Source organism: Kribbella sp. NPDC004138 (genome assembly GCF_053603655.1).
Genome location: NZ_JBSGFZ010000011.1, coordinates 188,842 through 202,767, shown reverse-complemented (window position 1 = coordinate 202,767; position 13,926 = coordinate 188,842). Strand labels below are relative to the sequence as shown.

The following is a 13,926-nucleotide window of genomic DNA, read 5'->3' as shown; positions in this document are numbered from 1 at the left end:
TCCTTGCGTACCAGCAGCCGGTACCCGCGCCGTACCCCCGCGAATCACACGAGATACCGATCCCCCGGGCGCACGATCCGCAGCCAGCGGCAGCCGTACGGCGCGAGGTCGAGCGACAACACGCCGTCGTCACCGAGGCTCTGCGTACCGGTGGCGAGCAGGTCGACCGCCCGCAGGCCCAGGCCGTTGCCCGCGACGGCCAGGTCGACCCGGGCGGCGTCCGGCGCGAAGTTGTGCACGGCAACGATCGTGCCGTCCTCGTGGTCCGAGCGGTGGGCGAACACCGACCGCACGCCGCTGTCGAGGATCGTGCACGTGCCCCAGGACAACTCGGGAGACTCGCGGTACCGCTGGATCAGGAGCTTCATCCAGCTGAACAGCGAGTCGGGATCGCGCCGCTGGGCCGCGACGTTCACCTTGTCCGGGCCGAGCTCGCCTTCGACCATCGGCGCCGGCAACTGCGACGGGTCGGCGGTCGAGAACCCGCCGTTGGCGTCGGCCGTCCACTGCATCGGCGTCCGGACCGCGTGCCGATCCTCGGCGGCGAGGTTCTCCCCCATGCCGATCTCCTCGCCGTAGAACAGCACCGGCGTACCAGGTAGCGAGAACAACAGGCTGTAGACCATCCGGAGGCGGTCCTGGTCGTTGTCCAGCATCGGCGGCAGCCGGCGCCGCAGCCCGCGGCCGTAGAGCTGCATGTTCTCGTCCGGGCCGAACGTGTCGAACACTTCCTGCCGCTCGGCGCCGGACAGCTTGTCGAGGGTCAGCTCGTCGTGGTTGCGGACGAACGTTCCCCACTGCGCTTCCTCCGGCGGATCGGGCCGCTCCCGCAGCGCCTTCACCAGCTCGGCCGGGTCGTTGCGGGCCAGCGACAGGTAGAGCCGCTGCATGCCGATGAAGTCGAAACACATCGTCAGCTCGTCGCCGTCCTCGTCGCCGAAGAACCGCCGTACGTCGGGATACGGCAGGTTGACCTCGCCGAGCAGCATCGACTGCCCGTGCCGGCGATGCAGGAACGCACACAGGTCCCGGAGCAAGTCGTGCGGATCCGGCAACCCGGCCGCGTCCTCGGCACCGGCTGTGTCGAGCAGGAACGGCACCGCGTCCACCCGGAACCCGGACAGCCCCAGCTCCGACCAGAAGCCGACCACCCGCTCGATCTCCTCGCGCACCTCGCGATTCGCGATGTCGAGATCCGGCTGGAACTTCCGGAACCGGTGCAGGTAGTACTGTCCCGCCTCCTCGTCGTACTGCCAGAGGCTGGTCTCCTGGCCGGGGAACACGATGCCCTTGTCCGCGTCCGGCGGCGGCTCGTCGCGCCAGACGTACCAGCCGCGGTACGGCGACTCGCGCGACGCCCGCGCGCTGCGGAACCACGGGTGCTGGTCCGAGGTGTGGTTGACGACCAGATCGGCGATCACCCGGATGCCGCGGTCCTGCGCCAGCGTGATCAGCTCGACCAGGTCGCCGTGGGTCCCGAGCCGCGGGTCGACGCCGTAGAAGTCGCTGATGTCGTAGCCGTCGTCGCGATCCGGCGTCGGGTAGAACGGCATCAGCCACAGGCAGGTGACCCCGAGTTCGGCCAGGTGGTCGATCCGTTGGCACACCCCGCGCAGGTCACCCCGCCCGTCGCCGTCGGTGTCGAAGAAGGTCTCGACGTCGAGGCAGTAGATCACCGCGTTCTTCCACCAGACGTCGGCGGTTTCCGTCAGGCGCATGCCCCGCCGGTACCCGGCGCCCGGCGGCGTACACGCCCACCGCGGCAGGTGTCCGTTCCCGCTCTGTCCATCTCAGGTCTAGGCGGAAGTGGCCGGTTCCTGCCATCCTCGTCTCGTTCCTTTCCGCCCTGAATTAAGTTTCGAAGGAGCGATCGATGCAGGATTCCGCCCCACCCCGCCGCGGCGTGCGCAGGACGCTCGGCGTCGTCCTCGGCACCCTCGCGCTGACGGTCACCTCGGCCGCGCTGGCCTACGCCGCCCCGCCGCCGCACCTGCCGCAGAACGCCGGCGGCTACGAGCAGTCGTTCTCACCGGCGTACGACTACGACACCGACGGCTGCTACGCGGTCCCCGCGATCGGCGCCGACGGCACCCTCAACCCCGGCCTCAACCCGACCGGCGCGGTGAACGGCAACTGCCGTGACCAGTCCGACCTCGACAACTCGCAGACCTACGCCCGCTCGAAGTGCAACAACGGCTGGTGCGCGATCGTGTACGCCAGCTACTTCGAGAAGGACCAGGCGGTCCCCGGCAGCAGCCTCGGCGGGCACCGGCACGACTGGGAGCACGTGATCTCCTGGGTGAACCAGTCCACCAACCAGGTCGAGTACGTGACCACGACGCAGCACTCGAGCCAGGTCACCTACAGCCGCTCGCAGGTCCGGTTCGACGGCTCGCACCCGAAGGTCGTTTACCACAAGGACGGCGCGAGCACGCACTTCTTCCGGCTCGCCAACAGCAACGACGAACCGCCGGAGAACCACTACCACGACTGGCGGTACCCGCCGCTCGTCGACTGGAACGGCTACCCCAGCACGGCGCTGCGGGACACGCTGATGACCGCCGACTTCGGCTCGGCGACGATCAAGATCACCGACAAGGACGACCGGTTCCGCAATCTGCTGAACGCTTCCAAGCCGTCCGGGATCCCGTTCGACCCCTGGGCCTGACCGTCCGGCCGGCGTGCGCGCTCAGTCCCGGGCGCGCACGCCCCCGGTCAGCGACTCCGCGATCAGGTCGATCATCGCGGCATGCCGTTTGACGGCCGTGTCGGCCTGCCCGAGCGCGACCGTGTCCAGGAAGACCCGGGAGACCACCAGCTCCGCGGCCGTCTGCACCCGATCCCGGTCCGCCACGACGTCGTCGGCACCGGCCAGGACATCGGCGACGGTCTCGGTCGCCTCGGCGAACAGCTCGGCCGCCCGGGACGCGATCTCCGGCCGCCCCTGCGCCTCACGGAACACGATGATCCGCGCGGCGCGGTCGTTCTCCAGCTCCTCGGCCATCGCGGCGACCATCGCACGCAAGCGCCGCCGTACGGTCCGGCCGCGGGCAGCGGACCGCAGCACCTCGCTCGGCGCCGGGCGCTCCTGGACCACCGCGAGCAGCAGGTCGAGCTTGGTCGCGAAGTGGTAGAACACCAGCCCCGACGGTATGCCGGCCTCGGCGGCGATCCGGGCCGTCGAGGTCGCATCGTACCCGTGCTCGGCGAACAGCCGCTCGGCGGTCTCGATGATCAGCTGCCGCTTCGACGGCCGCCCTGGGTGGCGGCCCGGGTGGCGTGTGGTGTGGCGCGCGTGCGCGTGCGTGGTCATGAGCCTGCTGGTTGGGCCGCGGGCCAGACCTCGCCTTTCCGCTCGGCAGCGAGCACGGCGGCCCGCTTCAGGGACTTGAAGACGTAGTCCGGCACCCGCAGCCCGTGGCGGTGTGCCCACATCAGCTCGTGTTCGGCGCGCCCGACCTGCCGCGCGTACTCCCGCAGCTCCCCTTCGCCGCCGTCAGTCATCCTCAGCGCGTCCATCACGTCTCCGAAATCGGCCACCTGTCGCTTGTTGTAGGCACCGACTACTTCGAACGTACGCTTCCGCAGCCCGCGCGTCAGCCATTTCTGCCAGCCCGACAACTGGTCCCACAGCTGCTGCGCGGCCATCTGGTAGTACGCGAAGTGTCCCGGCTCCTGGCGGCGGATCGGCGCGATCACGGTGGCCGCGACGGCACGCTCGCCGAGCTCGACGAGCCCGGCGTGCAGCTTGTTGTAGGCAAGGACCGCGGACCGCTCGGTGGCCAGCCCCGTCAGGTAGTAGAGCATCCGGCTGATGTCCTGCACCCCCGGCACCCGGCCGAGCGCGCCGAGGAACTTCAGGCTGAACGAGACGTCGGTCAGGTTCGGGACATGCGGGTTCACGCCGAGCAGATCCTGCAGCTTGTCGAGGATCTGCCCGTGGCGGGTCTCCTGCGGCATCCAGACGTCGGCGTAGAAGTGCTGGTCGACCTCGGGCGGATCGGGCAGCAGAATGTTCAGCTCGAGCACGTTGCGCTCGACCTCGAGCTCGACCCGGGTCATGTAGGCCAGCACGGACCCGAACCGCTCGGCCAGCAGGCCGGGCTTCTTCATCGAGTAGTCCACGCTGCCGAGCGGAATCGGCGGGTGCTCCTCGCCCAGCCGGTCGACGTGATCGGCGAGCCGGGAGTCCTCCCGCCGGCGACCTCGCCGGCGCGCAACGGTCAGATCGCTCAACGACATAAGGCGGCACCTCGCTCATCCGTCGGGGATGCCAACGTGATCCCCCAAGGCAAGGCTAACAAAGTAACTGACTGATCAGTCAGTCAGAGCAGCATCCGGTTCTGTGAGCCCGGCAACACGACGGCGGGCGGCGGTCCAGGGGACCACCGCCCGCCGAAGGCGTTGTATTACTGGGCAATCTATTCCGAGCTACTTGGCGAGGCTGTAGCGGATCGTGTCGTTGCGGAGCACGTCGCCGTTCACCTTGACGATGCGGACGACGTGTTGCGCGTTCCGCAGACCGGTCGCGGTGAACACCGTCCGGTTCGTCACCCGGGTGTCGTTGTGCAGGTTCACCCGGCGGACCAGCTTGCCGTCGACGTACACGTCCGCGTCACCCTGGTCCGGGGCGAGCGCCGTACTCCACTCCACACCGGTGCCGGTGAAGGTCAGGCTGACCGCCGCACCGTCGGCCTTGGCGGCGTGGATGTCGTCGCGGTAGTCGCCGCGGAACCGGACGTCGAGCGCCGCACTGCCGACCGGCAGCGTCGCCAGGTACGCCTTGCCGATCGTCACCGCGTTCCCGTTGACGGTGTAGTCGGTCCCCTTCACCAGGTCCTTGCCCGCGTTGGCGATGCCGTCCAGTTCGCCCGGGTCGCGCCCGAGCTGGACGCTGACGTCGGCCGGCGCGAACTTGTCGAACGTCGCGGTGTCCGGGGTGAGCAGGCTCTCCTGCCGGATGTTCAGCTTGTCGAGCAGCATGAACTGGCCGGACTTCTTCACGCCGCGGATCGTGTGGCTGCCGTTCGGCAGGTCCGAGATGCTGTACACGACCTGCTGGGGTTTGTTGTGCCCTTGGGCCGGGTCCAGGTACGTGCTCACGGTCTGCTTGAACTCGCCGTCGATGTAGATGTCGACGTCGCCCTGCCCCGGATCGGTCTCGGTGACGTAGTCGACGCCGTTGCCGACGAAGCTGTACGAGAACGAGTCGCCGTTCCCCTCCGTCCACTGCACGTCGTCCTGGTAGTCCCCGAGTCCGCGACCGCCGCTGTAGTTCCAGTTGCCGGTGTAGACGATCTGCGAGTTGTTGTTGTTGATCTCGACCGTCCGGGTGCCGACATCCGCGGTGGTGGTCGCCTGCGACTCGGAGTCGGCCGTCGGTGCCAGCTTCTTCTCCAGCGCACCTTCCGGCGCAGCCGCGCGCGGGGCGGCGGCGGACGAGTCCGACACGTTGACGGTCAGGGCCTGCGAGACCGCGGGGACCTCATAGTTGCCGTTTCGCTGCCACGCGCCGTCGTACGTGACCCGCGCGTCGTCGTCGTTGACCGAGATCGCCGCGCCCTTCTGCGGCGTGACCTTCAGCAGCCGGACGCCGTGGATCGGGACGTCCTTCGCGGTGTAGCCGGAGGCGAAGGTGCCGAGGTCCGTGCGGGCCCACAGGTCACGCACCTTCGCGGCGCCGTTCAGGCCGAGGTCGGCGAAGTTCACGGTCATGTCTGCGTCGGTCTGACCGAGGTTGAACAGGGCAACGGTGTAGGAGCTGTCCGGGTTGAGCGCGAACCACGTCTGACGGTTCGTCTTCATGGACAGCGGGTGCGCCGGACGGCCGGCCTGGTTGACCGCGATCACCTCGCGGTTGGTCAGCAGTTCGAGACCGTACGAGTCCAGCCTGGTCATGTCGTTGCCGATGTACATCGGCGCCGCGGACACCGCCCACAGCGTGGCCGCCGTCCGGCGTTCGTCCTTGGTGAGGCCGTCCATCTGGCCGTTGCCGACGTCGAGCGAGTCGAGGTCGTTCCAGCCGCCCGGACCCGCGTGCCGCCACCATTCGGCGAGCTTCGGGAACAGCCGGTTGATGTTCGGCCAGGCGGTCAGCGCCGTCCCCGTGCAGTAGCACTCGACGTCCCACTCGATCCGCCAGCCGTTGGCGTACTGCTTCCAGGTGTCGGCGTAGTTGATGTCCAGCGCCCAGGACAGCTCGAGCCAGATGTTGTGCCGCTTCAGCGCCTGCGACCACGCCTTCACGTCGTCGCGGGCGTCCACCGACAGGTCACTGATGCCCGACCCCGGGGTCACGCTGTCGAACTTGAGGAAGTCCAGGCCCCAGGAGCCGAACAGGTCGGCGATCGAGTCGATGTACTTCTGCGCGCACGGCTTCGAGAAGTCGATGCGGTAGCCGATCCCCCAGTAGTCGCCCTTCTGCAGCGGCAGCACCGGAAGATCACCGGTCGTGCACCCCGCGGCGTTGTAGATCGGCAGCTTGGCGTCGATGACGGCCTTGCTGATGCCGGGGATCGTGTACAGGCCGACCTTCTGGCCGTTGGCGTGGATGTGGTCGATGACCGCCTGCAGGCCGTTCGGGTAGAGCTTGGTGCTCGGCTTCGGCCGGCCGTACTCGTCGATGCCGTCGTTCCAGCCGGCGTCGATGTTGATGTACTCGTACCCGTACGGCTGCAGCTTCGCGTGCATCGCGTCGGACTGGGCGATCAGCTGATCCGCCGTGATCCAGCTGCCGCCGTTCGGGTTGTAGACCTGCATGCTGTAACTGCTCCAGCCCATGTAGGGCCGGACAGCCTTGTCCCCCGCGGGTCCGGGAAGGACCGTCGCGGTGGTGGCGGCGGTGGTGGCCGGTGCTGCTGTCGACGTACTCGAACCTGCCGGCAGCAGCCCGGCGACCACGAGCGCCGCAACCGCGGCACGTAGCACCCTGCTCCGAACGGACATGGTCATGGCGGTGACCTCTCTGAGAGAACCGAATCGGATAGGATATTGGAACTATTACTTAACCTTGTCAAGATTCTGTGCGAAACTCGCACAGTGATGACGGGCCGCGAAGTCCGTCGAGACCTGTGCTGCCGGGAGCTCCAGCGACAGGACCTTGCCCTGCTGGGCGTACGACGGCCAGGGCGCGGACGGCGTCGACGGGTTGCCGGTCGCCGCGAACCTGACCCAGGCTGAGCGCATCGAGTCCGCCAGCGCGGTCTGCTCGGCGTTCAGCGCGACCGGGAAGGGCGCGTTCGGCAGGTCGAACAGGTACCACATCTCCGAACCGTGCGTGGCCACGTCGAGCAGGCCTGCCGGGGCGAAGAGGAACGGGGCGGTGTCGTCGTTGAACTCGTAGCCATACGTCGGGACGCGGCTCGCGGTGGCGGTGTTGACCTGATCGACGCCGCAGGCGAAGGTCGCGTCGCCGATCAAGGTGCCGAACGCCTTGTCAGGCGTCGGGTAGGCGGACAGCGGATAGTCCTTGGCGATCGCCGCGGCTTGGGCGGGTGAGACGCGCAGCGCGGAGGCGATGTTGGACTCGTAGTTGTCCGCCGTGACGGGGCTGGTGTACGCGACGTTGTAGCCGCGGCTGACCACGCGGCCGCCCAGCGTGAACAAGGCCTCTTCGTCGTGGTTGCTGCCGTTCAAGATCGTCACGTTGTTGAACCGGCCGGCCCTGAGCGCCGTACCAATGGACTCCTTCAGCACCGCGCCGTCGACCACACCCGGGATCGTGGCGCTCGCCGCGTCGACGTTGTCGACCAGCGCCTGCACCGGAACGTTTCGCAGGCACTCCGCCGACTGGTCCGCGCAGCCGACCTTCGTCGCGAACTCCTTGCCGGATGCCTCCGCCTTCGCCAGCGGCTCCTGCTCGAGCGCGAACGCGCCGCTCTCCACGATCGCGCGCTGGAACAGGCCCTTCGAGCTGGTGGACGTCACGTGCGCGAGAACCGACAGGCCGCCCGCCGACTCACCGGCGATCGTGACGTTGTGCGGGTCGCCGCCGAACCGGCCGACGTTGCGCTGCACCCAGCGCAGCGCGGCCTGCTGGTCCATGAGCCCGTAGTTGCCGGCCGCGCCTCGCGAGGCCAGCGCCGGGTGGGCGAGGAAGCCCAAGGCGCCGAGCCGGTAGTTGACGGTCACAACCACCGCGCCGGCCTTCGCGAGCTTCGTGCCGTCGTAGTTCGAGCCGCTGTCGCCGGTCAGGCCGCCGCCGTGGATCCAGACCAGCACCGGCTTCTTGACGACCGGGTGCAGCGCCGGTGTCGTGACGTTCAGGAACAGGCAGTCCTCGAGAAGCGCGGCACCGGGTGGGGCGACGACGCTCGGCGCCTGCGGACAGCTCGCGCCGTACGCCGTGGCGTCGCGGACGCCGAGCCACGCGGCCGCCGGCTGCGGCGGGCGCCACCGCAGGTTCCCGGTCGGCGCGGCGGCGTACGGCAGGCCGCGGAACGAGGACGTGCCGTCGACGGACCGGCCGCGGACAAGACCCTTGTCGGTGGCAACCAACGGGCTGCTGTCGGAGCTGGACGTCGTGCTGGCGATGGCGGTGGAGCCGGCTGTGGAGCTGGCGTCGGCTGCGCCCGCGGCGGTCAGTGCACCGGCGCCGACCGTCAGCGTCGCGGCCGCGGCGGCGAGCAGGACGCGCGGCCGGCGGGAAGGGATGATTCTCATGCTTCGGATACCCCGTCTGTGAGCGGAACGTGGCGGGCCTCGATGGCCCGGAGGGTGTTGGCGAACGCCTTGCCCAGGACCTGCCGGCCGACCAGCGCGAACAGGGCGCCGACCAGGCGGCCCTTCACGTTCTTGCCGTCCCGCACCACGACCGCGTCGACCGTGGTCGTGCCGTCCGCACGCTCGGTGAGCGTGTAGGTGTGGCCCGACGCCCCGCCCCAGTGACTGGAGTCGGTCGTCGTCAGGACGATGTGCCGCGGGTCGGACCAGTCGTAGCTCAGTCGCTCCCACACACCGCCGCCACCCTCGGTGACATCGGCGTACCCAGGTCCCTGGCTGTGGACCCGGAGGTAGTCGTCGTGGCTGTTGGCGAAGAGTTCCGCGCGGCCGGGCCCGAAGTCGGTCAGCCCCGCGACGAACTGCTCAGGCTTCAGCGTGGTGACCGCGCTGAAGTGGATGGTGGTCATGGATCCGTTCCTTGCTCGAGAGTGAATCGCTACTGCCTTCACTCTCGGGCCGGACGCCCACCCATCGCCCCAGGGTAAGTCCCTGGTCCGGTGCCTGCCGCCGGGCCCGCTAGGCGGCGGACTCCCGCTCCGCCTGCCAGTCGGCCGGTCCGTCGGAGCCGGCCGCATACTCCTCCAGGGGCACCTCGCCGGCACGCCAGGCGGCCAGCACGGGCTCCACGATCTCCCAGCACCGCTCGGCCACGTCACCGCGCACCGACAGCAGCGGGTCGGCGCGCAGGATGCCGTTCAGCACCTCGCCGTACGGGAGCACCGACGACGACGGCAGCGTCGCGTCCAGGAAGACCTGGCCCATCGTGTACGGGCCGTCGACGCCCAGCGCCGGGACGGACAGGGACAGCTCGCCGGGGTTCAGGCCGATCCGCAGCGTCTCGCCGTCGCGGCCGCCGTGCAGACCCGACGGGAGGTGCCGCAGGGGCTTGAACTTGACGACGATCTCCTTGCGGGCCGCGCCGAGCGCCTTGCCCGACCGCAGCGTGAACGGGACGCCGGCCCACCGGTTCGTGCCGACCTCGACGGTCACCTCGGCCAGCGTCTCGGTCTCCCGGGCCCGGTCGACGCCCGCTTCGTCGGCGTACGACGGAACCACGCGACCGTCCGCGACACCCGCGGTGTACCGCGCCCGGCGGCTCGCCTCCAGCGCGGAGCCGCCGTACAGATGCGTGCTGCGGAGGGCGCGGGCCATCTCGCTGCGCACCTCGACGGCGTCCATCGTGGCCGGGGCGTCCATCGCCAGCAGGGCGAGGACGAGCAGCAGATGGCTCTGGATCATGTCCACGAGCGCGCCCGCGTTGTCGTAGTACTGGGCGCGGCCCTCGAGTCCGAGGGTCTCGTCGTACACGATCTCGACGCTCTCGATGTGCTCGGCGTTCCACACCGGCTCGAACAGCCGGTTGGCGAAGCGCAGGCCGATCAGGTTCAGCACGGCGGTGCGGCCGAGGAAGTGGTCGACGCGGTGCACGTTCTCCTCGGGGACGAGGTCGCCGACGAGCTTGTTCAGCGCGGCGGCGGACGCGGCGTCGGTGCCGAACGGCTTCTCGAACGCCAGCTCGGTGCCCTCGGGGAGGTCGGCCTCCTGCAGCTTCGCGACGATCTCGGTCGTCACGGCCGGCGGCAGCGAGAAGTACAGCACCGGGGCCGGACCGGCGAGCTCCAGCAGGGTGCGCAGGTGGGCGGCGTCGGTCGGGTCACCGGCGACGTACTGCGTGGTCGCCAGGGTGCCGGCCGCGGCGGGACTCAGCTCGGTCCCGAAGGCGGAGCGGACGCGATCGGTCCACTCGTCGGCGGCGAGCGGCGAGCGGCCGGTGCCGATGATCCGCACGCTCGAGGCGCGCGGTCCGGCGAGCAGACTGCCCAAGCCCGGCAGCAGCAACCGGGAGCTCAGGTCGCCGCTGGCACCGAAGATGACGACGGTTCGTTGACTTGACACGGACACACTCAACCACGAGAGCGGGAACCGCATTCCCTACCCGGCAGTTGTCTCGCGGTTCGGGTACGGCGTGTCCGGGAGGCCGAGGTTGCGCCAGACGAACCGCGGCACCCAGCCGAGGAAGCCGCGCAGGTACGCCGAGCAGAACGCGATCGCGGGCTGGCTGTGCTCCCCCGGCGCGAACCAGACCCAGTCCTCCTCGATCCGGAACGGCGCGCCCGGCCTCCCCATCAGGTACCACGGTCCGGGTCTGCGAGTTGCCGTTGCTGTCGGTGTACGACTCGGTGTGCGACGTCTTCCAGTGGTGCTGGAACGCGACGAACGGCGGCCCGTCACCGTCGCGGCCGCGGATCACGTCCTCGGTGCGGTGACCGTAGCCGCCGCGGTTGATCGGCGTGTACTGCAACAGGCTGTCGTCGACCCCGATCCAGTACCAGTCCGGGTGCTGGTAGAACCGCAGCCGCGGCTCCGGCTCCGGCTGGATCCAGTGGTCGAGCGGCGTCGCGTCGATCGCCGACGCGATCGCGCCGAGCTGCTCCAGCCACTGGCCGAGCTGGTCGATCTCCTGGCGGGGCGGGTTCAGCACGACGACCTGGTCGCCGTCGATGCCGAGGTTCACTCCGGGCTGACCGGCGGCCATCGCGCCGAGCTGGACACACAGCTGCGAGGTCAGGACCTCCTGCGCGAACGCCGGGTCCATCGCGCCGATCTGGCACCCCGGGCCGAGCTGCGGCGGGGCGACCACGCCGTGCGCGAGGACGCCGTACCGCGGCGCGGTCTCACCGCCGGTGATCCACAGCTCGGGCAGCCGCCGCGACAGCGTCACCATGCCGACCCAGCCGGACCAGTACGTCGACTTGTACTCGATCACCTGGAAAGGCCGGCCGGCCGCGGTCAGCCCGGTGATCTGGTCGTCGGGCTTGCGGTCGAAGCCGAGACCGAACGGCGGGTTGCTCAACCGGGCGATTGCGTCGAACGTCGGGCTGTTCACGAAGCTCCAGCCGTGCTGACGGATCGACCCGATGTACCGCTGCCGGCGGACGAGCGCGACGATCCCCCAGACGATCGCGGCCACCACCAGCAGCAGCGCGATCACCATCAGGACGACCAGTCCGCGCACTTCCACTCCCCCGATCCGTCCCGGCTGCCTGCACGATAGCCCCGCGACGGGATCAGGCCAGGGCCTCCGGCAGCGGTTCGGCGTGGACGATCTGCAGGCGGCTGACGGCCCGGGTGAGGACGACGTACAGGCGGTGCAGGCCGCGGGACTCGGCGGCGACGATGTGCGCCGGCTCGGCGACGATGACCGCGTCGAACTCCAGGCCCTTGGCCAGCGTGGCCGGCACGCACACCAGTCGCACGGTGTCGATCTCGTCGTCGGTCTCACCGAGCATCGCGGTCTCGAGCCCGGCGGCGACGATTGCGTCCCGCAGTCCGCCAACCTGGTCGTCCGCCGCGATCAGCGCGACCGAGCCCTCACCGGCGAGCGCCGCACGGCACTCGGCGACGACCTGCCCCGCGAACGTCGACGCGTCGGCCGTCACGATGCTCAGCGCGTCCGCCACCGTCCGGACGCCGCTCGGGGTGCCGAGCGTCGGCGCGATCGCGGGCAGCAGCTTCGCCGCGAAGTTGATGATCTGAGCCGGCACCCGGAATCCGCGATCGAGCTCGGCCACCATGCCGTCGCTCTTGCCCAGATGACCGAGCACCCGGTCCCACGGCCCGGCCGCCCACGGCGTGGTCGCCTGCGCGAGATCGCCGAGCACCGTCGCCGATCCCGTCCGGCAGCGCCGGCCGAGCGCCCGCAATTGCATTGCCGACAGGTCCTGCGCCTCGTCGAGGACCAGATGCCCGAGCGACCCCGTCCGCCGCTCGATCAGGTCTTCCAGCTCGTCGAGCAGAACGGTGTCCGCGAACGACCACTTCGCCGACTTCCACGAGCGCGGCGGCTTCGCCCACGACAACGCCGAACGTTCCTCGTCCGTCAGGTCCGGGGCGGCGGCCGCCAGGAAGTCGGCGTCCGAGAGGAGACGGTGCAGGATCTGCTCCGGGACGACGCGGGGCCAGACCGCGTCGAGCACGTCCTTCACCGGCTTGGAGCGCGCGACCGCGTTCTGCACCCGGTCGTCGGGCGACTCGGCGCGCTCCTCCATCCGGACCAGGACGACATGCGCGATCCGCTGCGCGAGAGCGTTCCGGCCGGGCGCGTACCGGGTCGACTCGCGCAGGTCCGACACGATGTCGACGACCTCGTAGTCGTGCACCCGGTAGCGCCGGGATCCCTTGCTGTACAAGACTCCTTCGGTCGGCGTACCGACGTACGACCAGAGAGCGCGCCGCAGCACGGCGGACATCCGCGCGTCGCCCTTCAAGGCCTCGGCACCCGGTTCGTCTGTCGCGGCGGTGGGGCGGGTGAGCAGCTCGTCGATCGTGATCTGCCGGACATCGACCTCGCCCAGCGCGGGCAGGACCTTGCGGATGTACGACAGGAACGACCGGTTCGGGCCGACGATCACGACACCGCCGCGCCCGAGCCGGTCTCGCTCGGTGTAGAGCAGGTAGGCGACGCGGTGCAGGCCGACCGCGGTCTTCCCGGTGCCGGGCGCACCCTGCACGCACACGCTCGGGTGCAGCGGCGCCCGGACCAGGTCGTCCTGCTCGGGCTGGATGGTGGCCACGATGTCGCGCATCGGACCGGTGCGGGGGCGCTCGATCTCGGCGCGCAGGAAGGCGTCGGCCTGATCCAGCTCGACGACGCCCGTCAGCGGCTCGTCCTCGAAGCCGGTCAGCTCGGCGTGATCGGAGAATCCGTAGCGGCGCCGCATCAGCACCCGCCGCCGATCGCTCTGGGTCGCGCGGTAGAAGGGCACCGAGACCGGCGCGCGCCAGTCGATCACGAGCGGGACGCCGGTGCCGTCGTGGACGTGGCGGCGGCCGATGTAGATCTGGTCCAGATCCTCGATCGTGCCGTGCTCGTAGTCGAGCCGGCCGAAGAAGAGCGGGACGTCGGGCAGGTCGAGGAGCGCGTGGGTGCGCATCTGTTTGGCCCGCTGGTTGGCCTCGTTGGTGAAGCGTTCGTCGTTGTCCTCGCCGCCGATCACCTGGACCTCACGGTCCACGACTTCGGCGTACATACCGCGCAGGGCGGTGCGAGCTTGGGAGAGATAGGCGCGTTCGGCCGCTAATTCCGGTTCGACCATCGTCGATGAGCCTCGAATCGTGAGCTGGGTCCCGCCCCGGAGCAGATCCATCCGGTTCGATTCGATCCCGAAAAGACAGACCGGCGACGCTACCAGCCCCACCAGAGCG

The 13,926-nt window shown here is 69.7% G+C and carries 9 protein-coding genes; 1 reads left to right on the top strand and 8 read right to left on the bottom strand.

Annotation, left to right across the window (positions count from 1 at the left end):
- Positions 1 to 44 precede the first annotated feature (44 nt).
- Positions 45 to 1,718, bottom strand: coding sequence for an alpha-amylase family protein (locus ACWEOO_RS17995; protein ID WP_452143922.1), 1,674 nt, complete (start codon positions 1,716 to 1,718; stop codon positions 45 to 47).
- 155 nt (positions 1,719 to 1,873) lie between these two features.
- Between ACWEOO_RS17995 and ACWEOO_RS17990 the strand changes: the two genes are divergently transcribed.
- Positions 1,874 to 2,668 (top strand): NPP1 family protein, encoded by a 795-nt coding sequence (locus ACWEOO_RS17990; protein WP_452143921.1) that lies wholly within the window; start codon positions 1,874 to 1,876, stop codon positions 2,666 to 2,668.
- Between the two features lie 21 nt (positions 2,669 to 2,689).
- On the opposite strand, the gene ACWEOO_RS17985 is transcribed toward ACWEOO_RS17990, so the two are convergent.
- The 7 genes from ACWEOO_RS17985 to ACWEOO_RS17955 form a co-directional block, all read right to left on the bottom strand.
- Positions 2,690 to 3,313: a TetR/AcrR family transcriptional regulator gene (locus ACWEOO_RS17985; RefSeq protein ID WP_452143920.1), complete on the bottom strand. Its 624-nt coding sequence runs from the start codon at positions 3,311 to 3,313 to the stop codon at positions 2,690 to 2,692.
- Complete coding sequence (locus ACWEOO_RS17980; RefSeq protein WP_452143919.1) at positions 3,310 to 4,242, bottom strand: GTP-binding protein LepA; 933 nt, start codon at positions 4,240 to 4,242, stop codon at positions 3,310 to 3,312. Before ACWEOO_RS17980 ends, ACWEOO_RS17985 begins: the two co-directional genes overlap by 4 nt.
- Positions 4,243 to 4,431: 189 nt before the next feature.
- On the bottom strand, positions 4,432 to 6,951 hold the full coding sequence (locus ACWEOO_RS17975) for a X2-like carbohydrate binding domain-containing protein (RefSeq protein WP_452143918.1): 2,520 nt from the start codon (positions 6,949 to 6,951) through the stop codon (positions 4,432 to 4,434).
- A gap of 48 nt (positions 6,952 to 6,999) precedes the next feature.
- Positions 7,000 to 8,661: a carboxylesterase/lipase family protein gene (locus ACWEOO_RS17970; protein WP_452143917.1), complete on the bottom strand. Its 1,662-nt coding sequence runs from the start codon at positions 8,659 to 8,661 to the stop codon at positions 7,000 to 7,002.
- A complete protein-coding gene (locus ACWEOO_RS17965; RefSeq protein WP_452143916.1) occupies positions 8,658 to 9,128 on the bottom strand; it encodes a hypothetical protein in 471 nt (156 codons plus the stop codon). The genes ACWEOO_RS17970 and ACWEOO_RS17965 overlap by 4 nt, the downstream gene beginning before the upstream one ends.
- Before the next feature lie 109 nt (positions 9,129 to 9,237).
- Positions 9,238 to 10,617, bottom strand: a complete 1,380-nt coding sequence (locus tag ACWEOO_RS17960) for a glucose-6-phosphate dehydrogenase (protein ID WP_452143915.1) — start codon at positions 10,615 to 10,617, stop codon at positions 9,238 to 9,240.
- A gap of 1,172 nt (positions 10,618 to 11,789) precedes the next feature.
- A complete protein-coding gene (locus ACWEOO_RS17955) occupies positions 11,790 to 13,817 on the bottom strand; it encodes a HelD family protein (RefSeq protein ID WP_452143914.1) in 2,028 nt (675 codons plus the stop codon).
- Positions 13,818 to 13,926: the final 109 nt, after the last annotated feature.

Coding starts and splice junctions, on each gene's coding strand:
- ACWEOO_RS17995 (WP_452143922.1), bottom strand. CDS start 1,718: ATGCGCCTGACGGAAACCGCCGACGTCTGGTGGAAGAACGCGGTGATC.
- ACWEOO_RS17990 (WP_452143921.1), top strand. CDS start 1,874: ATGCAGGATTCCGCCCCACCCCGCCGCGGCGTGCGCAGGACGCTCGGC.
- ACWEOO_RS17985 (WP_452143920.1), bottom strand. CDS start 3,313: ATGACCACGCACGCGCACGCGCGCCACACCACACGCCACCCGGGCCGC.
- ACWEOO_RS17980 (WP_452143919.1), bottom strand. CDS start 4,242: ATGTCGTTGAGCGATCTGACCGTTGCGCGCCGGCGAGGTCGCCGGCGG.
- ACWEOO_RS17975 (WP_452143918.1), bottom strand. CDS start 6,951: ATGACCATGTCCGTTCGGAGCAGGGTGCTACGTGCCGCGGTTGCGGCG.
- ACWEOO_RS17970 (WP_452143917.1), bottom strand. CDS start 8,661: ATGAGAATCATCCCTTCCCGCCGGCCGCGCGTCCTGCTCGCCGCCGCG.
- ACWEOO_RS17965 (WP_452143916.1), bottom strand. CDS start 9,128: ATGACCACCATCCACTTCAGCGCGGTCACCACGCTGAAGCCTGAGCAG.
- ACWEOO_RS17955 (WP_452143914.1), bottom strand. CDS start 13,817: ATGGTCGAACCGGAATTAGCGGCCGAACGCGCCTATCTCTCCCAAGCT.